The organism is Roseomonas sp. KE2513, assembly GCF_016107305.1.
Lineage (GTDB): Bacteria > Pseudomonadota > Alphaproteobacteria > Acetobacterales > Acetobacteraceae > Roseomonas.
Genome location: NZ_RCVR01000049.1, coordinates 1 through 22,853 on the forward strand (window position 1 = coordinate 1; position 22,853 = coordinate 22,853).

Here is a 22,853-nt window from a genome sequence, read left to right on the forward strand (position 1 = left end):
TCTCGATGAGGGGAGGGGGCACCTCGATCAGGGCGGCGGTCTGGGCGGTCAGCGCCTCCAGCGGCAGGCCGCAGTGGCCCTCGCCGGTGGCCTCGGCGAGGGCGAAGGAGATGCCGGCGCGGACCCGGACCATCGCCGTGCGCTCGATGCCGAGGCGCTGGGCCACGAGGTCGGCGGTGCGAAAGCCGATGCCGCGGATGTCACGGGCGAGCCGGTAGGGGTTCTCGGTGATCACCCCCACGGCGCTGCCGCCATAGGTCTTGTAGATCCGAACCGCCCGCGAGGTGCCCACCCCGTGGGCATGGAGGAAGAGCATGATCTCGCGGATGACCTTCTGCTCGGCCCAGCCGGCGACGATGCGCGACGCCCGCTTGGGGCCGATGCCGGTGACCTCGCGCAGTCGCCCGGGCTCGGCCTCGATCAGGTCGAAGACTGCCTCGCCGAACGCGCGCACCAGCTTCCTGGCATAAGCTAGGCCGATGCCGCGGATCATGCCGCCTTGCTTCAACGGGAGGAGGGCCCCACGAGGGGGGTGGTGTTCGGCAGCGTCACCGGCATCAACGAAGGCCTCTGGCGTCATGCTGCCGCGGCGGGCTTTGAGGTGGTCACGGTGGAGCGGGGCTTCACGAGCAGGGAGAAGCGCGTCGACACCGGCTTAGTCACTCGCCTGTGCCGGGATGCCTACCGCTTCGGCGATCCCCGGCGGGATCGCATCACCCTGGTGGCGGGCGACGGCGACTACACGCCGGCGGTGGAGCAGCTGGTGGCCGACGGCTTCGCGGTGACGGTGCTGTACTGGGCCCATGCCAACCGGGAGTTGCGGGAGGCCGCGACGGCCTTTCACGCGCTGGACGCCCTCATCGCCGATCTAGCGCTTGGCTGAGGCGAGCGGGGCACCCTTCTTGCCTTGAGCGCGCCGGTACGCCGAGACGAGCCTACCTGAGCGGGCACCCTGGAGGAACACCTCGCCGATCTTCATGGCATCTTCAGCAGACGAACAGCCCTGCCGGGCCTCATGCATCACCTCATCCTCGTCTGAGCAGATCCGCCAGACCCAGGGAGCCGCCGGCAGCCCGCTCCGCTCGATACGAAGATACCAGTCCCGTTTGGACGACACGCGCGTTCCAACATTAACAGCATTATCCATGCGCGCTGATTACAAGATTGCTGCGCCTAAATCCCACCAAAAAGGAAGGCGCACCGGGCGGGCCAAGCAAAGGGACCAGCACGGTGCAGTGGTCAGACCGCGAAGTCTTCCTTGGTCTTGCCCTCGGCTGTCGCCCGGGTGAGCCACTTCGGCATCCGGCCACGCCCGCTCCAGGTCTCGCCATCCGGGCTGCGGAACTTAGCCGCAATGGACTTGCCAGTATCACCGCGCACCTTACGGATGTTGGTGCGGGGTGCGCCCTGCTTGCCGATCAGCGCGTCCAGGCTCATGCCGAGAGCGGCAGCCCTGGCGGTCATCTCCTCGATCAGCGCGGCCCTGGCCCCCTCCTGCTTCTCATCCCGCTTGGCTTCGGCCTGCTGAATGAGCTGGGTCAACTCCTCAGCCGAAAGGTTATCAAGATCGATCGACGACTTAGCCATGGTTAGCTAACTCCCTTATGGGCGTTGCTATAACATAGCCTTGGGTTTTCGGTACCCCTTCCCTATCTATTTTCTCAGTAGAATGGTAAGGGATGATTTCATCTGGATGATTTCAGGATTATCTAATCCAAGCGACGACTACTGATCAGCCATTCCACTGAACTCATAATCGGCGAAATGCCGGAGCTTGCGGGCGAGAAGGGACCGCTTATCGGAGCGGAGCAGGAGCTGCAGGTCAGGCCGCATGCGCATGGCCTCGTCATGGGTGACGAGGGCGGGGGCGGCGAGGTGGGTGCCGCTGCCGCTGGTCTCGCTGGCTTGGCCGCCGGAGAACATGGAGCTGGGGCGCCGTTGGACTGGCTGTCGGGCGCGTAGGCGACGGTCTCGTCGCCGAGGATGCGGGAGAGCTAGGTGGCGGTATCGAGGTCGGCCGGGGAGGCGACCTGCACGAGGCCGGTATTGGAGAGGAAGGTACCGGCGCGCTGGCCATAGGTGGCGCCAGGCTAGTACGTCATGGCTGAGAAGCGGCACAACGGCAGGCCAGCAGTGCTGGCCGGAGCGGCGGAAGCGTAGCGCCCGGCCGGCCGGCCGCGTTGCTGGTGAGGTTTTAGGTGCCGTCACCCTCTTTCTTCCCCTGCTGCGTCACCCAGCCGGGTGGCTTCGGTGCCGCGGCGTGCGCGTCCGCGACCCGGCGCAGCGCGGCAGCTTCTTCATCCGACAGCGGCCGGATGCCTCGCGGGTAGCGCACCCATTCTCCGCGGTCGCAACCCATGCTTTCCGCAAATTGGCGCAGCTCAGGCGACAGCGGCGCATGAACGGCGGCCAGTCTCTCCAGCCACGCGCCGAAGTCCGGGTGGATGGGCCGGCGTCCATTGGCCATCTGGCGCACGGCGCCGGGATCGCAGCCGAGCCGGCGGGCCGCGCCGCGCCGGGTCCAGCCGATCAGGTCCAAGCACTCGTTAAATCGATCTGGAGACATGCGAGCGGAACCTGCCCCGCGCCGTCATCCGGCGCAACGCAGATGGCCGCCCGGAGGTGGCCAGCGGCAAAGTGCGAAGGGAACAGAGGGGGAGGCCCAAAGCCCGCCCCCTCCACCTGTAAAGGCTTACGGCATGGCCCCGGTGTCCGGCGCGGCCCTATAGGGCGGGATCGCCGCGGCGGCACGTGCGGTAGCGCGCTCGCTCAATAGAACCAGCAGCAGCGCCTCGCTGTCGCTGTCGATCAGGTTGCGGATGAAGGCACGGCCAGCGGCGTCCTCGATCACAGCGAGAAGATAAGCGGGATCCTCGGAGCTGGTGCCGAGCGCCAAGCTGTTGCCGGCGTCATCGCTGAGCACGAGCGGAAGTCCCAGGATGGGTAGGGCGTGGTATTCCATGGTGCGGAGCCTTCAAGGTGGTGGAGAGGCAAGGGAGGGAAGGAGAGGCGGGGACTGCTCCCCGCCCCGGCCTCGTCAGGCAGCGCCCTTGAGAGCCGCCATGCGCTCGCCCAGCATCCACAGTGCCCGGTTGAGTTTTACATCCTGGTCAATGCCCGTGACCTCGCGCGAGCTGACCCGGCGCGGGCGGTTGTTGGCGTCGCGACCCCAGGCCTGGAGCCCGCCGCGGATGGTGTTCTCCTGCACTCGGTTGAAGGTGGTCCACAGATCGTCCGAGGTGTCCGCGGCCCGGCGGGCGCGTAAGAACTGGTCGGCCTGGATCGGGGTGGTCACGTTGCCTGCCTCATCCCCGAAGCGGATCACGCGAGCCGCCTCCGCAAGGATGGTTTGCTCCTCGCGGTTCAGCGTCACATCGGTCCAAGCGTCCGCCGCCTCGATAGCCTGGCGAGAGGCGCCGAGGACTTCGTAGCTGCCTTCGATCACCTGCCGCACCACGTCGCCCTTGTGCGGCACCTTCACGGAGCGCTCCGGCCCGTCGGAAACCACCATCCCGTTCAGACAGGCGAGGCGGAACACGCCCGCACTGACGTGGTAGGCGCTGGTCCCGTCGTGGGAGTTGATGAGCACGACCTCGGGGAAGGTCATGCCAACGCGGCGCGGCTGGTTAGCCTGCGCCTCGTGACGGAAGCGGATCAGGTGCTTTGTGTGACCGTTGCGGTCAGCATCGCGCGGGCGCGTCTGCCGTGCCAGCACGGGCACGAAGCCCTCCCGCCGCAGACCCGCGATCACGTCCGCGGTCGGGATGTAGGCATAGCGCGCGGAGCGGGAGGAATGAGCTTCGGTCGCGAAGGCCGATGGGGCGAGCTGCATCAGCTCGCTGTCCAACAGCGGGGCGGCGCCCATCGCGGCGCGGGTGGAGGGAAAGGAACGAGAGGAACGGAAGAACGTCATGGGGAGCGCCTTTGCTCTAGCCACCGAAGCATTGCGTCTCGGCTGAAAGGGACATTAAGCCCCCTCCTGCATGGCGTCAACAGTTTAAACGTTTAAAATGATAAAAAGGACAGGAGAGCGAGAGGTTTAGGCGAGGCGGCGCCGAGCCGCTAACGCCGCCGGCGCGATCGCTCGCACTCAATCACCGGGCCGGCTTGTGGGGGAACCTGGCTTCGACAAGCTCCATGATGACGGCTTGCGGCGTGACGGTGCGGCCGGCTGTGGCCGTGCGCCTGGCGCCTTCCTCCACAAGTTGCGCGAGTTGGCTGCGAGGGATGCGGAGCGTGACTTGCACGGTGTCGCCCGGTGAGGGACGGCCGGGCCGGCGCTTGGCCGGCGGAGCTTCATCCGCGGCGTGCGGACTAGACGCGACGGGGCGGGGCATAGGGAGATCCTTCCGAGAAGCCCAACCCGTTAGGATACAAACGTTAAAACTTCAATGGTAACCCCTACTAAACACCAACAAGGTGCCTCGCAGCGGCCGGTAGCAGGCAAGGAACCGCGGAACCACGTTGCCACGATGCGTGTGGACTCTTGCGGGCGCGGCTCCATCACGAGCGTGGTCCAGTCGGCGCCGACGGGCGCGGCGCGTCGTCCAGCCACAGCGGCACGGCGCAAGCCCGGCGGCCGGCGGCGTCCGCCCACACGGCGCGCCCTTCGCAGCGCGCCAGAAGGCCCACGAGGTCGTTGCGGCGGATGGCGTCGGCCCAGGCCCGTGCAGAGGCCGAGCCGTCCGACAGCGCGGAGCGGATAATTCCCGTGGCCTCGCGCATTTCCGCGGTCTCCGTGGATCTTCCCCACAGGTAGCCGCCGCCGAGGGCTCCGAGCAGCAGCGCTGCGGCGCCTACGCCGGACAGCATTGCCGCCCGGCGGGACTGCACACCGGCCTGGCGCACGAAGTCGGCCCGGCACGCCTGCACGAGCTGGCGCGTCATCTCGGCCCGCGCTGAAGCGTCCATCGGCTGCCGGCTAGCCTCCGCGTGGTCCAGTACCTCGCTCATGGCGCCGAGGCTGGCTCCGAAGGCTTCGAGAACCGGGCCGAGCGGGTCGCCTTCCAGTTGCGCCTTTGAAGCCGCGAGGCGCAGATCGGCCCGCGCACGGCCGATCGCCGCGCGCGGGTCGGAGGGCGCCGCCGCGGTCGTCGTGCTCAAGGTATCCAGGACTGGATCGGCACCAGGGCTGCGGCCATGTCTGCCATCCATTTGCGAACACGGGAGCGGTCGAACGGGCCAAGGATGGCGCCGGGCTGGTCGGCCGGAGCCTGGCCGTCGCGGGCTTGGCCGAAGCGGAGCCGCTTGCCCTCGATCTCGGCCGCAACGCCTGCGTCCAGCCGTGGCATCCAGATCGGCACCGCCCCGCGCTCCACGGCGGCCCGGAAGGCGCTGTGCCGCAGCACGCGGGCGAAGGCGTCCTCGCGCGGCATGGTGGCATCAGCCAGTCCTGCATTGAGGATCAGCGCCGTCGCCTTGGGCTTAAACCCTTGCGCCTCGTAGCCGGCCAGCACGCTCAGATCGTCAACGCGTGGGGAAAGGGTATAGATCGCGACTGGATGCACACCGGCCTCTTCCAGGCTGCCGGCCAAGTCGGGAAGGTCCTCCAGCAGCTTGCCCATGCTGAGGTCGCCGCCACCCATGTCGAGCAGGGCGCTCTGCTTTTCGGCCATGACGAAGCCGAGCAGTTCTTCCGCCCAGCGGGCGACGCCCACGGGATCGGTCGTGTTGGGCTGCGCCACGTTGTTGACGAAGGTGGCCAGCGACCGGTTCTGCGGATCGAGCGCTGCGGCGATGGGGGTCGGCTGCCCGAGGCGGGCCTCCTCCAGGATGTAGCGCAGCAGCGTGGTCTTGCCGCTGCGGCCCGGCCCCATGACGAACAGGGCCTTGGGACCGTTCCCGAGGTCCACGGCCGGGATGGTCGACAGGGCCGCCGTGGCGTCGTTGTGGGGGCGGGTGGCCGGTCCCACCGGGATTTCCCGCTCGCCTTCGATGGAACGGGCGCGACCGAACAGACGAGGGCCGGGCGCGGGGGAGGGATCGGGCTGGGGTGCTGCGGTCGAGGTGTTCTTCATGGCTGGTGCTCTGGTCATTTCAGGGACGCCGGCTTGAACCGGGGCGGTGGTTTCAGATCGAAGGCGCCTTCGGTCGGATCAAAGGTCGGGCGAGCTGATGGGTGAGGTGGGGCCACGGCGGTGGCAGGAGGCGCGACGGGTGGGGGAGGCGTCGGGGCGGCCGTGGAAGCGGTAGCGGGCGAGCGGGCCGTCCCGGCCTTCGCCACGGCGATCTCCGCTTTGGACCGTCGCCGCCGCAGTCCCTTGGCGTTCAGGGCCCCTGTGACGCGGTGGTAGGCCCGTCGTACCGCTTCCGTCTTTGGCGGTTCACCGTTGGCATCGCGGATGCCCAGCCCGGCCAGGGTCCGGGCAATGCTGTCCCAACTCGGCCGGACCGTGTTCATCCGCTCGGTGATCAGCGCGTGGTGCTGGCGCATCCAGCCGAGCAGGGGGGAGCGGCCCGAGAGCTGGCTGAATGCTTCCTGCGCCGTCGTGGTCGCGGGTGGGGTGGAAGGTTCCGCCAAGCCGGTCATCCGTGGTTGCAACGGGCTTGAATCTTGGCCCAGGAGCATGGGCGAGCGCAAGCTAGTATTCTTCTTAAGACACAGTTAAGGAACAACACAGAGACTTCGAAGAAACAGTTAAGACCCATTTTAGAGACGTTTGAGACACTTCAAAGAAACACGAGCAGGCAGAGACAGACAAAAATGCCCATTACAGGGACAGGAAAGGCACCACGAAGAGATAAGTAGGACACAACGGAGGGGAGGAGGGGGATAGAGAAATTTACTACAGACCAATGCACCCTAGAAGGTGCTGGCCTCATCCCCTGCGAGAATGGTTCATTGGCGCCCGACTACCCGACGCCGAGGAAGCCGCCATGTCAGACGCCATCAACACCGAGCTGGCTCGCCTCCGGGAGACCGTTGAGACGCTGACCCAAGGGTTGCGGATGATGGTGGAGACGCAGGCCACCCAAACCGAAATGCTGCAAGCCATCCTTGAGGCGGCGACCGAGGAAGCCGGCGAGAGCCCGCTGCCGGGACTGCTGACGCAGATCGTGGAACGCCTCGACGAGCAGACTGGAATCCTGCACCGCATTGAGGCCGCGGCCAGCGGTGGGCCGGTGGATGACGCGCAGGACGACGAGGACCACGCCGGCCGGCGGCCGGGGCCGCCGTCGCGGCAGTAGCAGGCCCGGCCGGTGCTGACCTTCCGTAAAGGCGCGGCCACCGTCACCCCTGGCGGTGCGCGGGCGATGGCCGATCACCTGATGGAAGAAACCCTCTCGCCCGAGGCCGTGGCGATGGGGGACTACTACACCCGGAACCGGGCGGCCGAGCTGGGTGCCGGGCCGGGACCGGACGGCGAGGCAGGACCGGAGGCGCCGAACCGGGGCACCCGGCCGCAGCCGCGGCGGGACATGCATCCCGGCCTGGCGTCGGCGCTGGGGATCGACCCGCACGGCATCCCGACCGTGGAGCAGGTCAGTCAGATCCTCGCCGGTCGACGCGCAGACGGCGGCGACCTGGCGACGAACGAGGCCGCAACCACGCGCAGCGTCAGCTACATCGACCTCTGTTTCTCGGCACCCAAGAGCGTCAGCCTGGCGTGGGCCTTCGCCCCAACCGAGGCAGAGCGGGCGACCATTTTGCAGGCGCACCGGGACGCGGTTGACGCCTCGCTGCGCTACGTCGCCCGGGATATCGGCCAAGTCCGCCGCGGCAAGGCCGGCAGCGGGGGCACCGAGGCCGGGCACATCGCGTGGATCGGCTTCGAGCACTTCACCGCTCGCCCGACCGCGAGCGTGGTCGTCACCGACCAGAGGACGGGCGAGGACCGCACCGAGTTCTTCACCCTTCGCATGGAGCGCGATCCCTCGGGGGCAGGGGACCCGCAGCTCCACACCCATTGCGCCGTGCCCAACCTGGTCCTGACAGACGGCGGACACCTCGGCGCCCTGGACCTCAGCCCGACCCGGACGCGCATCCACGAGTTCGGCGCCTTCTACCAGGCGCAGATCGCGGCGAACCTGCGGCGCGTCGGGGTAGCGGTGGAGCTGGAGGAACGCACCGGCATGGCTCGCCTACCGGCAGTACCGGAGGCGGTCTGCGAGGCGTTTAGCAAGCGCACCCGCGACGGCACCGAAGCGGCGCGCGAGGAAGCGGCGAAGCGTGGTCTCGATTGGGACGCCATGACGCCGGACATGCAGGTGGACTTCCTCAAGGGCGGCACGAAGGCGGCCCGCAAGAGCAAGGCGGACGACCTCAGCGACTTCGCAGCCTGGCGCGGCCAAGCCGCGGCCATTGGCTGGCAGCACCGTGGGGTCGTGGCGCCAAAGCGCCAGGGCGCCGAGGCGCCGCGGGGGAGGAGCCGGGCGGCCCGCCTGGAAGCCGGCTACGAGGCGGCTTTGCCCTTCCTCGAAGCCGAGTTCTCCCGCGCTTCCGTGCTCAACGGGGCGGACCTGCGCGCCACGGCGGCCCGAGCCCTGATCGCCGCCGGCATGACGCCGGGGGCGGACGGTGGCCGTGCGGATGTGGACGCCCTGACACGGGCCATGCGCGAGCGCGGCGTGCGCCAGGATGGCCAGCTCACGGGGCTGGTTTGGGGTCGCGACGGCGAGCGCGACGAGGTGAAGGTGACGACGGCGCTGCACGTCGCCCAGGAGGGCGAGGCCGTGGCGCTGGCCAAGGCCGCCGCGGCGGACCGCAGTCGCGCCCTGTCCCCCGCCGCCCTGGCCGCCGCGGTCGAGCGCAGCGGCTTGGACTTCGGTGACGAGCACGGGAAGGCCCAGCACGCGGCGATGCTGCGCCTTGGCACGGGCGGCGCTGTGAGCGTGGCGGTGGGAGTCGCGGGATCGGGCAAGACCGCCCTGCTGCGCCCGCTGGTGGATGCCTGGAAGGCCCAGGGGGACAACGTGGTGGGCGTGGCCATTGCCTGGCGCCAGGCCGAGCCGCTGAAGGAGGCCGGCGTGGGCAGCGCCGCCGCGTTGACCGGCTTCCTGCACGGGGTCCGGGCTGGCCGCATCTCGGTCGGGCCGCGGACGGTGGTGGTGGTGGACGAGCTGGGGCAGGTGGGCGCCCGGCAGATGTTGGAGCTGCTGCGGCTGCGCGAGCAGCACGGGTTCCGCATCGTCGCCGTGGGCGACGACAAGCAATGCCAGGGCATCGAGGCCGGGCCGGTGGTCAACCTGATGCGCCGGGCACTGGGACCGGAGGCGGTGCCGGAAATCCTGATCACGCGCCGGCAGCGCACGGAGCGCGAGCGCGAGATCGCCGGGCTGTTCCGCGACGGCAAGGCGGCCGAGGCGCTGGCCATGAAGCGCGCGGACGGCACGGCCGAGGCGGTGCCGGGCGGCTACGACGACGCCGTGCGCCGGGTGGCCGAGCTGTGGCGGCAGCGGCGCGAGGCGAACGCCGGGGATGCCGGGTTCAGCATCAGCGTCACAGCACCGACGAACGCGGACGCCCGCGCCGTGGCCTTGGTGTTGCGCGAGGAACGCCGGGCGATGGGCGAGCTGGGGGCGGACGTGTTCAGCGTGCGCGCGACCGACCAGGCCGGCGCCGCCTACAATCTCACCCTAGCACCGGGCGACCGGGTGCGGCTGTTCGACCGCCTCAACGCCCGTTTCCTTGACGGCGGCCGGGGCAACATCGGCAACAACGGCAGCGTCCTTGAGGTCCGCAACGTGAACGCGGAGGGGATCGTGCTGCGGACGGCCGGGGGCCGCGACGGCGCGGTGTCCTGGGACAGCCTGGCCGACAAGAAGAACGGGCGCACGCGCCTGGCGCCCGGCGACGTGCTGACTATCGACGCGGCGCAGGGCATCACCAGCCGCGAGCACATCAACGCCATGCCGGCGGGATCGGCGGGGGTGCAGGGCTTCAAGGGCTACACGGCCGAGAGCCGGCACAAGGATTCCGCCTTCCTCATCACGTCGGACGGGGCCGAGCGGCGCGAGGTGATGGTGCGCCGCGCCTTGGGGGACGCCCGGCCGGTGGGTGCGGGCGCCGTGTGGGAGAACGTGGCGCGGAACCTGTCGCGGCAGCCGGCAAAGGCGTCGGCGCTCGATTTTATGGACCGCGCTCGAGATATCGGCCGCACCGCCGCACACGCCATGCAGGCCGGGTTCCGCACGGTCGAGGCACGGGAGGCGGCCGGCGAACCGCGGACGACGCTGGGGGCGCAGCTCCGGGACAGACGCGATGTCCGGGCGGTGGGGCAGGCATTGGAGCGGCTGCGGCAGGCGCTCGATGCTCGCTGGCAGGCGGTGCGCGAACTGGCCGAGCGGCTGCGGCGAGCCGGCGGGACCGTTCTGCAGGACAGCGGGCAGGGGGACCGGCGGCCGGTCGAGGGCGAGGCCAGGGCCGTACGCGACCGCGCGCGGTACAATCAGGCACAGAGCCGAGCGGCGGCCGAACGGCACCGGGCGCCACGCCCGAAGCAGGCCAGCCCGGCGCAGCCTGTGGACGCGGCGGGTTACTGGCGGCGCACCGCGGCGGGAGCGAAGGGAGCACCGCGGCCGAGCGTGCGGCGGGCGGCGCAGCGGAAGCGCGAGGAGGGCGCCGTAGCTGCGGTCGTGGATCGTCTGGCGCTGGCCCTGGACGAGCGCGGGGCGGTGCTGGCGGGGATGGGGCAAGGCAGGGGCCAGAAGCCGACCCAGGCGGCCCAGGAGCCTCGCCTGGGGCGCGACAGGGCGCAGGCTCCCACAGGCCCCGAGACGCCTGCTCAGGCGATCCCAGCACCGTCCCCGGTTATCCCCCCGCCTTCTCCCCGAGCTGCCGCAGCTCCGGTGCGGCGCGCGGCGCCGCGCTTCACCGAGGCCGACGCCGCGGCGGACTTCACCGTGGCCCTGCACCAGGCCGGGCTGCGCGTGGCCGGGCTGGTGGAGATGGACGGAAAGATGCACCGGGTTCCCGTGGAGGGTGACCGGAAGGGGCAAAAGTCGGGAACCTACGTCGGGCACCTCGATGGCTGGCCGGCGGGCTACATCCGCAACCACAAGACCGGGACCGAGATCCGCTGGAAGGCCGAGCGGCCCGTGGCGCAGATTGCGCCGGCCGAGCGGGCGTTCGCGGCCGAGGCCGCGGCCAGGTCCGCCGAGCGGGCGCGGGAGCGCCACGACACCCAGGAGCGGGCAGCGAGGATGGCGCACCGGCTATGGGCGGCGGCGGCGCCGGCGACCTCGCACCCCTATCTCGCTGCCAAGGGGGTGCGGGCGCACGGGCTGCGGCAGGACTGGCGTGGCCGGCTGCTGGTGCCGGTGCAGGGAACGGACGGGCGGCTCTGGGGCGTGCAGCGGGTGGACGTGGACGGGTCCAAGCTGTTCCTGAAAGGCGCCAGGACCGAGGGCGGGCACGCATTGATCGGCGGGCGGCCGAGGCCGGGCGTGCCGCTGCTGGTGGCCGAGGGCTACGCCACGGGGGCGACGCTGCACGAGGCGACGGGCCTGCCGGTAGCTGTCGCCTTCAATGCCGGGAACTTGGAGGCCGTCGCGAAGGCGTACCGGGCCGCCGATCCGTCGCGGCCCATCGTCATTGCGGGCGACAACGACCACCACCTGCCCAAACGAGCGGTACCGCTGCCGAATGTGGGAAAGGAGAAGGCCGAGGCCGCCGCTGTTGCTGTGGGGGGCATCGCTGCCGTGCCGTCCTTCCCAGTCGATGACCGAGGTAGTGATTGGAACGACCTAGCGCGACGGCAAGGGCGCGAGCCAGTTGCTATGGCAATGTATGATGCGCTGAATCAGTATCAGAAAGAACAGCTGCTTCGAACCGATTCGGAACAATTTGCACCTCACCACAAGAAAGTAGACGTCACCAACATGTCCGGAAAAAGGATGCGTTGAATATAGACTTTTCAAGCTGAAAAGTTTTTTTCTAAAAAGTTGAATTTAAAGGAAATAGGCCAGTGAAATTAGATGTGAAGCTAGAAAACTGTTACGGCATCAAGAAACTTGAGGCTGTTTTCGACTTCGACAAGAATAACGCCTATGCGATATATGCTCCTAATGGAGCCATGAAATCCTCCATGGCTAGAACGTTCCAGGATATCGCCGACGGCAAGGAGTCTCGCGACCGAATATTTGTTAATAGAGTATCAAAGAGGGTTGTTCACACGGGGTCGGGCAAGGACTTGGAGGCAAACAGAGTACTGGTTATTAGGCCATACGACGAAGTGCTGGGCCATTCGGAAAAAACGTCAACGTTGCTCGTGAATGCTGAATTGCGGAAGGAGTACGAAGAACTCCATATCGCGGTAACCGCATGCAAAGAAAAGTTTCTGACTGCCATAAAGGCTCAAGCAAAAACTAAGGTTGATGTGGAGAAGGAGATATCATCAACTTTCACTAAGGCAAATGACAGATTTTCCGTTGCTCTAACTCGCATAAGCCAGGAAATTTTGGAGCAAAAGGCGGCTCCTTTTGCGGATTTGGAATATGACACTGTCTTTGACGATAAAGTCGTCGAACTACTCAACAGTGCCAAGGTAAAGGGCTCAATCGCAGAATACATTAAAAGATACAATGAGCTTCTGGCCAAATCGACATATTTCAAACAAGGCACTTTCAGTTACTATAATGCCGCTACCATCGCAAAAACATTGGCTGATCATGGCTTCTTTAAAGCGAAGCACACTCTGAACTTAATATCTGGCGCTAAATTCGAAATCAACAATGAAAAAGAACTAGAGAAGGTGATTGAGGACGAAAAGAGGGCCATAACTAGCGACGAAGTCTTGCGCAAAAATTTCAAAGAAATGGAGAAAATGCTTGAGAAAAATCAAGCAGTAAGGAAATTCCAGGCGTATTTGGAGCGCCACGAAGAAATTTTGCCTGCCTTAAGTAATGTCGAGAGCTTCAGGGAGGAGGTATGGAAGTCATACATCTTTCACCACAAGGAGCTTTATGACGAGTTGATGCAGAAATACAAAGACGTCGCAGCCAGAAAGGCTGAAATAGAGCTTCAGGCAGAAGTGGAGCGCACAAAGTGGCAGGAAGTAATAGATATATTCAATAGCAGGTTCTTTGTTCCTTTCAAGCTAGACGTGAAAAACAAAGTTCAGGTCATACTTGGGGCTGAACCCATTATGAGCTTGGGATTCATCTTCACCGACGGCGATGAAGTAGCAACTATTAACAGGGAAGAATTGCTAGAGGCTCTTAGCACGGGCGAAAAGAAGGCACTCTATATCCTTAACATTATATTTGAAATCGAGGTGAGGCGAGGATCCAACCAAGAGATCGTCCTAATCGTCGACGATATTGCAGATTCTTTCGACTACAAGAATAAATATGCCATCATACAATATTTGAAAGAACTCTCAGAGGGCGACGATTTCAAGCAAATAATCCTGACGCATAATTTTGACTTTTTTAGAACGATCAACAGCCGACAGGTAGTTGGCTATCAATGCTGTCTAATGGCGACTAAGAGCAGCTCCGGATTGGTGCTCAACCAAGCAGCTGGCATAAAGAACGTGTTTATTAATGACTGGAAGCCAAATTTCTTCAGCAATTCCAGAAAGCGAATAGCTTCAATCCCTTTCCTCAGAAACTTGATTGAGTTCACAAAGGGAGAAGATAATGTGGAATTCGCAAAACTTACATCTCTGCTGCACTGGAAAGAAGATTCGTCCCTTATCACTCAGAATGAACTTCTAAGTGTTTACCGCACGATCTTCGGAAGCGGAGGCGCAATGCCTGACCCCATGAAGCTTGTGCACGAGTTGATTCAAGAGGAAGCAGAGTTGTGTTTGGATGACAGCGAAGGAATAAATTTTGAAAACAAAATTGTTTTATCCATTGCCGTGCGTTTAAGGGCGGAAAAATATATGATTGAGAAGCTGGCAAATCCTGCTCAGGTTGCTGCGATCAAGACAAATCAGACGCCAGCACTATTGAGGCTGCTCAAAAAACTTGGAAGCATCGATCCCGCTACGATTCATGTGATAGACAAGGTAGTGCTTATGACCCCTGAGAACATTCATCTAAACTCCTTTATGTATGAGCCAATTCTTGATATGTCGGATGAACACCTAAGAAAGTTATATAGAGAGGTTGCTGAACTCGCGTAAAGCCGGCATGCTTTTTCCTGCTGAGTGTTGGGGCGGCTATTTTGGCAGAAAACAGCCGGTAAGTCTGTCTAAGCACGCACGCTGCGTTGACGCTTGGATGCGGCAGCCTCTGTCGACGGCGCGGTAGGTGGCTTCACTGCTCGACCAGCAGCGGCCACTCCCTGCCAGTATTGCGTCGCTGTCGAGGCTTGCCCCTGCGTTGGCTTTAGCGAGCTAGCGCCGACCGCAGCGGATGCTTCCGCCCGACGCGGTGCGGTATCGCGGGATTGGTGGGAACCCTTGGGGTGGGACATTCTGCCCTCCTACTCGGCCGCTTGTTTGTGGAAGCGGCTGGCCTCGATCGCCGCGTGCAGCTCGGCGCGACGGAAGTAGATCGCGCGCCCGCAACGCAGCGGCTTGGAGCCGCGGGCGAACACGAAAGCCTCGTCGCCTCGCACGTCCTGCATCAATTCGTCCGGCCGGATCAGCGCGCGGGCCATCTCGTGCCGGTTCATGCTGCTGCCCTTGGAGCGTGACCCGGCTTCCAGGGGCTTGCCTTGATTTCCGGTATTGCTGCCCTCGCTCTCGGCCATGACGGAATGGCCGCCAGCCGCATCCGATACCGACTTCGCTGTGTCGGTGTTCTGGACGGCCGCATACATGCGCCAGCTCACGCTATCGAACCAGGCGTTGCGACCCTGGCGGCCCCATTGCTCCACGAGCTGATCCTCGGCCTGATAGAGCAGTTGCAGGGTGATTCCGTATTTACGGCCGGCGTCGCGGGCGACCTCCAGGATCTTCATCGGCCCCAGGCGGCGGACCTCATCGAGCATGAACAGCACCCGGCCGCGCACGTCGCCGTCCGCCTCGTAGAGCGCGTTCAGCAGCGCACCGACGAGCACACGGCCGACCGCGGGGGTGTCGCGCAACACTTTGAGGGGGATCTGCAGGAATACCGTTAGCTCGCCCTTTGTCAGCTCGGCAGTGCAGCAGGATGGATCCGTGCCCTCGGCGCCGCCCGACACGAGATCGGCGTAGGCCGCGACCGAGAGCCAGGCGGTGTCGCCGGTGGCGTTGCCATAGATGCCCGAGAAGGTCTCGGGGACGATTTTCTTGATGGTGCCGGCAATGTCGCGGGCCATGGGGCTGTTCGACCCGGCGTGGATGCCCTCCAGCACGTCGCGCATCTGGTCCTCGGGGGTAACGATGCCGGCGCGGAGCGTGCGGAGGGTCTTCGCCGCCGTGGGCATGGTGTCGTCCCACAGCATGTGGGCGAGCAGGCAGGCGACGAGCTGCTTGCCCCAGTTACGGAAGAACTTGTCGGCGTCGGAGCTGCCGCCCTCGGCCTCTCCGAAAATCCAGCCCACCACGGCGTGAACGTTGGTTTCCGCGAGGGGGTGGGTCACGTCGATCCAGTCGAGGACGTTGATCCCGCCCGGCGTGCCGGGTTCCAGGGAGACGACCTTGTGCCCAATGGCAACGCGGGCCGCGGCGAGCATTGGCCCCAGCTCGCGGGAGGGATCGAGCACGACTGCGGCGCCGGTCCAATGGACCAGAGTGGAGGCGGCGGAAACCGTCTTGAAGCCGCCGGAGCCGGCGAACACCAGGCTATGCGTCGGGCCGATCTTGCAGGGGTCCACCAGCAGCGCGGCCTTGCCGCCCTGGCCCCAGGTCTCGCGCCTCTCCGGGTCAAAGGCCAATTTGGCCACCTTGTCCTGATCCACCCGGTAGGCCTCGCCCACGACCACCCCGCCGAAGTCGGGATGCGGGCCAGGGAAGCGGTCGCGGGCCTCCTTCATGCTCATCCACTCGGCGTGCCCGTGGTTGTCGGTGCTACCGCGCACGACCTGCCCGGGCTTGGTGATGCGCCCGCTGCGAAGCTGCACCAGGCGGTGAATGACCAGACCGAGGAAGGCAGAGGGCACGCCGGCGCCAATTATCAACCAGCGGCCGACGATCGGGTTAGGCGGGGCATAGAGGGCATAGCTCCACCACTGGCCGATCCAGGTGACGCCCTGGAAGGGAAAGTAGCGGACCAGGCCGGTGCCCCACAGGAACACAGCCGAAGCCGCGGCGGTCCAGAGCAGGGCGAGGATGGCCAGCAGCAGGCCCCAGGCCACCAAGCGGCTGGGGGACGGGAGGCGGCGGTCGCTCACCGCGCCGACCTCAGACATTCTGACGCTGGACAGTCAGACGAAAGACGTACAGCGTCCATCGTATATCTCCCTTCTAGTCCGGCGCAGGGCGCCCGCAGGACGGTCCAGCGCTAGGCGGCGCGCAGTAGGTCGGCGGCGGCCTCGCCGCGGCGGGCGGCGTCGTCGGCGAACCAGACCTCGCGAATGGAGTAGGTGCCGGCGTCGTTGTGCAGGGGCACGATGGCGTCCACGGCGCTGCCGATCATCGCCGCCAGGGTATCGTCGCCGTAAGTGGCACCCTGTGGGGTACCCTTCACCAAATTGAACAGCCGGCGCATGGCCTGCGGCGCGTCTGCGCCGTGGATCGTGGTGAGGCTGCCAGGGTGCCCGGTCATTACCTCGTTCAGGTAGACCCAGGCCGCGTCGTCACGCAGCTCCTGCAGCAGGACGCGGTCGGGGCGCATCCGCAGGGTGGCCTGTAGCAGGGCGTCGGCGGTAACGCCGCCCATGGTCAGCCCGCCTTTGGAATAGAGCAGGCGGACGGAGTTGCCGTGCGGCACCACCAGCTCAAGCGCGTCCTCAATGGTTAGGATGCGTTCGGTGCGCGGGATCTCGGATGTGAGGGTTTTGCTCAGCGTGGTTTTGCCGCCCCCCGTGGCGCCGCAGAACAGGATGTTGCGCCGGGCGCGGACCAAGCCGCGGAAGAACGCGACGGCGTCGCCCGCGTCGAACAGCTCCAAGAGGCCGGCGCTGTCGGCCTGGCGCTGCTCGCGGCGACGGTCCCAACGGTTCCAGCGGGAGGTGTCGTAGCGACCAGCCAAGTCGGACAGGTCGGCTACGGTATCGCTCGGCCGGCGAAAGGTGAGGGAGACGGTGCCGGGCGGCACGGCGGGCGGCAGCACGACCTGCAGGCGATGGCCGGTGGGCAGGTCGGTGGAGCACAGCGGGTGCTCGGCGCCGACGTTCTGGTTTCGCAGGGCGCCTGCCAGGATTGCCACCCCCTCCAGCATGTCGAAGTCCAGCTCTGGAGCGGCGTGCCGCTCGAAGCGCCCGCCCTGGCGCAGCCAGAACTCGCCAGGGCGGTTCACGCACAGCTCCTCGGTACGTGGGTCGGCCAGGGCTCCGGCTATGGGAGTGAGGGCGAAGTCCAATTGCGCCGCGGCGTGCATCATCGGCTGGCCTCCCGCACGAAGGCGAACCAGAGCTGCGCCGGATCGTGGATGGTAGGGGCGTCCTCCGCGGAAGAGCCGGGCAGGCGCTTCGCCTGTCCTGCCGTATCCCCGCTCCCGGCAGGCGTCGCGGCAGTCAAGCCGAGGGCGAGTTGCACCCCTGAGCCCCTCACCGGCTGACGAGCCGGTACACGTCTGAGAAATCCAGGTTCCTCGCGACGAACACGGTCATCGGTTCCCCCTGGTTCCGGCGCAGGGTGGAGGGGATGTTGATGTCCGCTTCCAGCGCTTGGCTGGTGGCGCGCTGCCCGCCCGACTGGAATTGGTTGAAGGTGACGCCGCTTCCGTTGTTGAGCGCGTTGCTGGCGACGGTGGCCGCGGCCTGCAAACCAGTGTCGAGGAAGGCGAGCAGCATGGCCCCGCGGAACCGCTCGAAGAAGTGGCTGTCGACCTCGCCGTCCAGCCCGGCCTGGCCCATGACATCGGCGCCGGGGCTGTTCAGCTCCATCTGCACGCCGCCGGGCGTCAGGGCCTGAGTCATTACCACGAAGAGGCGGCGGGAGCCGCGGGCCAGGCCGGAACGGACCTCGCCCACGATGCGTGTCCCGCGCTCCATCAGCACGACGGTCCCGGTGGATCCCCGCACATCCACAGGAGTGATGCAGGAGAAGAAGCCGGCGACGGTGCTGTCGATCGGCATCTCCGGGATGCAAGCGATGCGGGCGCCCATCGGCACGGTCAGCTCGGGGTTCCGCAGCACGGTCGCGCGCGCTGCGGCGATGCGGGAGGGCCGCAGGCGCGAGGACAGCGCGTCGTCGGGGTCGGCCGTGCCGTTGGGGACTGTAGCAGGCGCCCCGGCCCGGGCGGCACGGGGCCTGTCCGGGCCATCTGCCACGGGCTGCGCGGCCGGCGGGGCAGCGCGGTCCTCGTAGCTCATGATCGGGGTGGGATTGGGGGCTTGGCGCCCGCCGCCCCCGAAGGCCACGGCGCTGCGCGCGTTCGGCATCGGCATCCCCAGGGCGACCGGAGTGGCCGGGATCGGCATGGCCGCGAGCACGGGAGGCGGCGCCGGGGGGGCAGCCGGCTCGGGTATTGGCCGGTAGGGCAGGGAGCGGCCTGCCTCGGTCATCGGCTGCTGGCGCTCGCGCTCCGGGACCGGGCGCGAGGAGGGCCACATCGCGACCAGGCCGCAGGCCGCGAAGATGCCGACGCCGATCAGCACCTTCTCCCGACCCGTCAGCAGCCGCCGGCCGCCGCCCACGGGCGAGACGGGGTCGTTGGCGGCGGCGGCGCCCTCTTCCAGGACGCTGCTCACCGCCTGATCTCCCGCACCACGTCGGGGCTGGTGGTGCCGGTACCGGGATTACGGCCGGTGGCATCGTGCGCCCGATTGAATATGCACAGCACCAGGCTGCCGTCCCGTAGGCGGAAGGTGCTGTTGGTCTGGTGGATGGTGATGAGGCCCGAGGTGTTGGCCGAGTAGTTCACCGCCGCCTCACGCCCGTCCGCGAGCACAGAGAAGATTGCGGGCACCCGGCGATTGCCCGGGAAGCGTAGGAAGGTGGATTGCCCGTCGTCCCACACCTCGGCTGGTGCCAGCTCGCGGTCGCCCTGGCCGTCGTAGTTCCAGTTCATGGCGCCATACGTTGCGGCGTTGGTGCCGGCGAGGACCAGGCGCTCGCGCGCCCGGCGATCCTCCCGCTCCTTGCGGCGGGTCGCGGCGGAGGCGGCGTTGGCCTGCCGCTGTGCCTCGGCCGCGGCCGCCGCGGCGGCGCGCTCCTCGAACGGGTAGGTAAAGCGCACGAGGTAGTAGGTGTCCGGGGCCTCCGCGGTCAGCGGCCCCTCGCGGGTGGACAGCTCGAAGGTGTAGGCGCGCATCACTTCCCGCCCGGTGGCCGGGTCGGTGCTGCGGCCGATGATGAAAAGCGGCTGCGGGGCCAAGTCCCGCAGGGGCTTGAGCATGACGAAGTTGCCGCGGACGGCGGTGAAGAGGTTCCGGTCGGTGGAGGCGCCGCGGCCAGCCCCGGCCCGCTCGGAGGGGGCGGGGCCGCCGGCCATGGCCAGCGGGCCGGTGCCGAGGCCGGCGGGCTCGGGCGGGTCCAGGAGGGTCTGATCCGACACCGGCAGGCCGGCCACCGTCTCGCCGGGGGCGAGCTGGATGGTGAGCGTCGCGCCGGGCACGGCGTAGAGCTTGACCACCTGCTGCGGATCGTAGGCGATCACCCGCACGCGGGGGTCGCGCCCTGCCGGGACAGGGGTCTCGCCTGCGGCAGCTGGGGCACCCCAGGCCAGCGGCAGGGCGACGGAGGCGGCCAGGATCAGCCGCAGAGCAATGGGGGTGCGGTTCATCGGGCCTCTCCCATGATCGGCACGCCCTCGCGCTCGGGCGGGCGGTATTCGGTCACGAGGACACCCAGCGGGTTGATCGTCGTCCCGTCGGTGAAGGCAATGTTCTGGCCGGCGCGGTAGCGCAGCGTCGTGACCCAGGTGGACACGACCGGCGGGCGGCCGGCGGCGCGCTCGGTGCGGCGGAACCGGAGCTGATAGATTTCGTCGGCCTGCGCCGTGTCGTTCGGCAGCAGGGCGCCGCTGATCTGTTCCACGGTGACAGTCGCGCGAGTGCCCCACACGGCCTGCGGCCCGGGGGCTTTGTCGAGGTTGAACCACTCCTGAAAGGCGGTGCGGACGGCGGGCGCCGACATGCGGCTCACCACGTCGTAGGCGTACCCCGCCTCACCGGAGGACCATCCTTCGCGGAGGCGGACGTACTGGAACAGGGTGGCGCGCACAGCGCGCTCCTGTACCGCCGCCGGCAGGGCGTCGCCGTGGACCACGGTGGCCATGCTGCCGTCCGGCTGCGGAATGGCCACCACGGGCACCACGCGTACCAGGGGAAAGAGCTGGAGGGCGGCGAGGGCCTGCATCCCGACCACCCCCAGCAGGCCGACGATGGCCCAGGTCTTTCCCGTGCTGATGCGCTTGGCGCGGCGGGCGTCGCGGAGCTGGCGGGCCTGCGTCTCGGCGTAGAGGCGGTTCAGCTCGCCCCGCGGGATTACCACGGCGGCGGCCATTTCGGCGTCGGAGGGGCAACCCGCGGGCGAGGCGTTGGGCGGCACCGGGTGGCCGGGCGGGAGGATGGCGTTCAACGCACGACACTCCTGGCCGGGGCGACCACGGGGGCTGCGGCGGCGAGATTGGCCGGCGGTAGCATCCGGGTCGGATTGAGCTGGAACACCTCGCCGCGGCAGGCCGGGGCCTCGGTGGTGCCGGCACAGGCGGCCAGGGCCAGCAGAGAGAGCAGCAGCGCGGGCTTCATCGGTGTTCCACGGTGACGGAGGAGGGGGCAGGGGGCGCACACGGGATCAGCCCTTCGGCGCGGTGTTGGCGGCCGTCGCTTCCACGGCGGTGGCCATGCGGCTCTGATATCCTTCCTGCCGTCCCTGGGAGGCTGCGGCAGCCTTCTTGTCGGAGCGGCGCTGCATCGACGCCATGCCGCGGTCGATGGCTTCGCCCAGGGCTTGCGTGTGCGGGGCGAAGGAGCCGGCCAGGCCGCCGCCGATGGAGTAGGCCACGCCCGTTAGCGCGCCGATCAGCAGCAGGCCGCACCAATACCAGGCGGCGAGTTGCAGCAGCGCGCCGATCCGCTCATCGACACCAGCGCCCATGTTGCCCTGCGCGGCGCGAACGTAGTTGTTAAAGCCGGTCATCAGCATTTGCAGCATGACGCTGATGCTCACCTGCACGAGCGTCAGCGAGACGAGCTTGCCCACCCAGCGGTCCACGAAGGGCCGCGTGGCGTCGAATAGCGCGAGGCCAATCAGGAATGGGCCAAGGGCAATCACGAAGCCCATGACAACGCGGGCGATCACCCACATCAGAAAGATGATGACGAGGGCAATGAACGAGAGGCCCATGAACAGGCGAATGACAATGCGCTCGCCGAGCTGGGTGTAGCCGTTGGCCTCCGCGAGCACGGTGGCTGCCATGCGCTGCGTCGCGTTCCACAGCGCGTCGAACTGCGCGGCCGGCGCGTAGGTGGTGCCACCCGTGAGAGCGCTGCCGACCGTATTAGGAATGTCTTGCAAGAACAGGTCGCGGACGTAGGTGTTGAACGTGGCGGCCGAAGTTAAGAGCGCCGCCACGGCCATGATCCGCAGCACACGCCCGGCCAGCACGTTTTTGTCCATGCGCCCGGTCAGCACGAGCCAGCCGGAAATCAGGATGAACAGCGTCGCCGCTGCCCGCACCTGCGGACGCGCCCAGGTAAGGGCGTTATTGATGACGTTGTTGATGGCCGAAATCAGGTTTGAATCAAAGGCCGTTGCGACGTTTTGGAAGAACTCACCGGGCACGGTCGCGCGCCTCTGGGTAGCGGTCGAGTTGGTGGCAGTCGCGCAGGAAGATGGAGCTTCCCGGTCCCCGGTCCCTGCAAGCATTGCGGAGAGTCTCGAAACCGAAAGGATTGGTGCGCGGGTTGTAGTCGGGCTCTGGTAGTCCGCTGCTATCCACAGGCGGCGCCTGACGGCCCTGACCCGCACGCGGCAGGGTATTGGGGAGCGGCTGGCCCAGGCGCGACGAGGCGGCTCCCTCGGCGTTCTGGCAGTCCCAGGTCGCGGCCAGGCGGGCATCGCGGTGGCAGCGCCGTAGCGTCTCTTCGAGGATCTGCGGCCGCGCCTGATACCAGGGTACGTCGCGGACCTCCTCGCGCGACCGCTGCGCGAGAACGGGCGCGGCGCCCGCGGCCACCAGGGCGAGCGCGAGCACCACGGCGCGCATCAGTTGTCCCCCAGGGGCTGGAGGCTGTCCCGATACTGCTCCGCGCTTTGCCGGGCCGCTTCCTCCGCACGCAGCACGTCGCCCTGCTGCTGCACGGCGGCCATCATCTGCAATTGCGCGAGCTGCTGCTGCTGCGCCGAGAGCAACGCGTGCTCGGCCTGAATACGGTTGTTCAGCGCCGCCGACGCCTGCACGTCTGGCTGCCCGTCGATCTCGCCCATCAGTTCGCGCAGGCCGGCGATGCGCTGTTCCGACTGCTGCATCCCCTGCAAGGCCGCAGCCTGGATGTTGCCCAGGCGCTGCGCCCGCCGTGTCATCTCGGTTGCCGAAAAGTCCGTTCCTGAGGACGAGAAGAAGCGCATATTGGCCACTTGATCGGCGGCGCCAGCCAGGCTCCCCACGCCCGTCATCGCCCCGCCGATCTGGTTGGCGCCAAAGCCGTTGGCCACGCCGCCCAGGCGGCTCGCGTAGGTGGAAACGCTGGTGGTGTGGGCCAGCACATTATAGGTGGCCTGGAGCTGCTGATACTGCTGCTCAAGCTGGCGCACCGTCGCGACCGCCTGCGCCACCTGCTGGTACAGTTGGGAGTTGGTGATCTGCGCCTGCGCATTGGCGAGGGCGTCCGTCACCGGGATCTGCGCCCAGGCCGTTCCCGGCACTGTCAGGGCCAGGGTGGCGATGGCCGCCCCCGCCAATAGGGTGCGCTTCATGAGTCGCTTCTC

General features: G+C 66.9%; 22 protein-coding genes and 1 pseudogene. 4 read left to right on the forward strand and 19 right to left on the reverse strand.

The window, feature by feature from the left end:
- Positions 1-496: pseudogene (locus D9599_RS26650) on the reverse strand (helix-hairpin-helix domain-containing protein); the annotation flags it as partial.
- A 3-nt stretch (positions 497-499) separates the two neighbouring features.
- Here D9599_RS26650 and D9599_RS26655 point away from each other — a divergent pair.
- Entirely contained in the window at positions 500-883 is a 384-nt protein-coding gene (locus tag D9599_RS26655; RefSeq protein WP_232480956.1) for an NYN domain-containing protein, read from the forward strand.
- 356 nt (positions 884-1,239) lie between these two features.
- On the opposite strand, the gene D9599_RS26660 is transcribed toward D9599_RS26655, so the two are convergent.
- From D9599_RS26660 to D9599_RS26695, 8 genes are all read right to left on the reverse strand, one after another.
- Positions 1,240-1,587, reverse strand: coding sequence for an H-NS family nucleoid-associated regulatory protein (locus D9599_RS26660; RefSeq protein WP_198384333.1), 348 nt, complete (start codon positions 1,585-1,587; stop codon positions 1,240-1,242).
- A 138-nt stretch (positions 1,588-1,725) separates the two neighbouring features.
- The gene (locus tag D9599_RS26665; protein WP_198384334.1) at positions 1,726-1,923 is read right to left on the reverse strand and encodes a hypothetical protein; all 198 of its coding nucleotides are present in this window, start codon (positions 1,921-1,923) and stop codon (positions 1,726-1,728) included.
- 271 nt (positions 1,924-2,194) lie between these two features.
- Positions 2,195-2,539, reverse strand: a complete 345-nt coding sequence (locus D9599_RS26670) for a helix-turn-helix transcriptional regulator (protein WP_198384335.1) — start codon at positions 2,537-2,539, stop codon at positions 2,195-2,197.
- Between the two features lie 153 nt (positions 2,540-2,692).
- The gene (locus D9599_RS26675; protein WP_198384336.1) at positions 2,693-2,962 is read right to left on the reverse strand and encodes a hypothetical protein; all 270 of its coding nucleotides are present in this window, start codon (positions 2,960-2,962) and stop codon (positions 2,693-2,695) included.
- A gap of 75 nt (positions 2,963-3,037) precedes the next feature.
- The gene (locus D9599_RS26680) at positions 3,038-3,913 is read right to left on the reverse strand and encodes a DUF932 domain-containing protein (protein WP_198384337.1); all 876 of its coding nucleotides are present in this window, start codon (positions 3,911-3,913) and stop codon (positions 3,038-3,040) included.
- 590 nt (positions 3,914-4,503) lie between these two features.
- Positions 4,504-5,103, reverse strand: a complete 600-nt coding sequence (locus D9599_RS26685) for a hypothetical protein (protein ID WP_198384338.1) — start codon at positions 5,101-5,103, stop codon at positions 4,504-4,506.
- The gene (locus tag D9599_RS26690) at positions 5,100-6,017 is read right to left on the reverse strand and encodes a hypothetical protein (protein ID WP_198384339.1); all 918 of its coding nucleotides are present in this window, start codon (positions 6,015-6,017) and stop codon (positions 5,100-5,102) included. Before D9599_RS26690 ends, D9599_RS26685 begins: the two co-directional genes overlap by 4 nt.
- Before the next feature lie 14 nt (positions 6,018-6,031).
- Positions 6,032-6,520, reverse strand: coding sequence for a hypothetical protein (locus D9599_RS26695; protein WP_198384340.1), 489 nt, complete (start codon positions 6,518-6,520; stop codon positions 6,032-6,034).
- A 356-nt stretch (positions 6,521-6,876) separates the two neighbouring features.
- Here D9599_RS26695 and D9599_RS26700 point away from each other — a divergent pair, with 356 nt between their 5' ends.
- From D9599_RS26700 to D9599_RS26710, 3 genes are all read left to right on the forward strand, one after another.
- Positions 6,877-7,188: a hypothetical protein gene (locus D9599_RS26700; RefSeq protein WP_198384341.1), complete on the forward strand. Its 312-nt coding sequence runs from the start codon at positions 6,877-6,879 to the stop codon at positions 7,186-7,188.
- A 12-nt stretch (positions 7,189-7,200) separates the two neighbouring features.
- A complete protein-coding gene (mobF, locus tag D9599_RS26705) occupies positions 7,201-11,844 on the forward strand; it encodes a MobF family relaxase (RefSeq protein WP_198384342.1) in 4,644 nt (1,547 codons plus the stop codon).
- Between the two features lie 62 nt (positions 11,845-11,906).
- A complete protein-coding gene (locus D9599_RS26710) occupies positions 11,907-14,072 on the forward strand; it encodes a hypothetical protein (RefSeq protein WP_198384343.1) in 2,166 nt (721 codons plus the stop codon).
- Positions 14,073-14,374: 302 nt separating this feature from the next.
- Here the strand turns inward: D9599_RS26710 and D9599_RS26715 are convergent, their stop codons facing one another.
- The 10 genes from D9599_RS26715 to D9599_RS26760 all read right to left on the reverse strand — a co-directional run bounded on the left by D9599_RS26715 (position 14,375) and on the right by D9599_RS26760 (position 22,841).
- A complete protein-coding gene (locus D9599_RS26715; protein ID WP_309228725.1) occupies positions 14,375-16,207 on the reverse strand; it encodes a type IV secretory system conjugative DNA transfer family protein in 1,833 nt (610 codons plus the stop codon).
- 110 nt (positions 16,208-16,317) lie between these two features.
- Positions 16,318-17,358 (reverse strand): P-type DNA transfer ATPase VirB11, encoded by a 1,041-nt coding sequence (gene virB11 / locus D9599_RS26720; RefSeq protein WP_198384345.1) that lies wholly within the window; start codon positions 17,356-17,358, stop codon positions 16,318-16,320.
- Complete coding sequence (locus D9599_RS26725) at positions 17,355-17,513, reverse strand: hypothetical protein (RefSeq protein WP_198384346.1); 159 nt, start codon at positions 17,511-17,513, stop codon at positions 17,355-17,357. The genes virB11 and D9599_RS26725 overlap by 4 nt, the downstream gene beginning before the upstream one ends.
- Positions 17,514-17,524: 11 nt before the next feature.
- A complete protein-coding gene (locus D9599_RS32360; protein ID WP_198384347.1) occupies positions 17,525-18,670 on the reverse strand; it encodes a TrbI/VirB10 family protein in 1,146 nt (381 codons plus the stop codon).
- Complete coding sequence (locus D9599_RS26735; RefSeq protein WP_198384348.1) at positions 18,667-19,704, reverse strand: TrbG/VirB9 family P-type conjugative transfer protein; 1,038 nt, start codon at positions 19,702-19,704, stop codon at positions 18,667-18,669. The genes D9599_RS32360 and D9599_RS26735 overlap by 4 nt, the downstream gene beginning before the upstream one ends.
- Positions 19,701-20,501 carry a VirB8/TrbF family protein gene (locus D9599_RS26740; RefSeq protein WP_198384349.1) on the reverse strand — a complete coding sequence of 267 codons (801 nt, stop codon included), beginning with the start codon at positions 20,499-20,501 and terminating at the stop codon, positions 19,701-19,703. The genes D9599_RS26735 and D9599_RS26740 overlap by 4 nt, the downstream gene beginning before the upstream one ends.
- Positions 20,498-20,671 carry a hypothetical protein gene (locus D9599_RS26745; protein WP_198384350.1) on the reverse strand — a complete coding sequence of 58 codons (174 nt, stop codon included), beginning with the start codon at positions 20,669-20,671 and terminating at the stop codon, positions 20,498-20,500. The genes D9599_RS26740 and D9599_RS26745 overlap by 4 nt, the downstream gene beginning before the upstream one ends.
- A 46-nt stretch (positions 20,672-20,717) precedes the next feature.
- Complete coding sequence (locus tag D9599_RS26750) at positions 20,718-21,707, reverse strand: type IV secretion system protein (RefSeq protein ID WP_198384351.1); 990 nt, start codon at positions 21,705-21,707, stop codon at positions 20,718-20,720.
- A complete protein-coding gene (locus D9599_RS26755; protein WP_198384352.1) occupies positions 21,697-22,131 on the reverse strand; it encodes a hypothetical protein in 435 nt (144 codons plus the stop codon). The genes D9599_RS26750 and D9599_RS26755 overlap by 11 nt, the downstream gene beginning before the upstream one ends.
- Entirely contained in the window at positions 22,131-22,841 is a 711-nt protein-coding gene (locus D9599_RS26760; RefSeq protein ID WP_198384353.1) for a type IV secretion system protein, read from the reverse strand. The genes D9599_RS26755 and D9599_RS26760 overlap by 1 nt, the downstream gene beginning before the upstream one ends.
- Positions 22,842-22,853 lie beyond the last annotated feature (12 nt).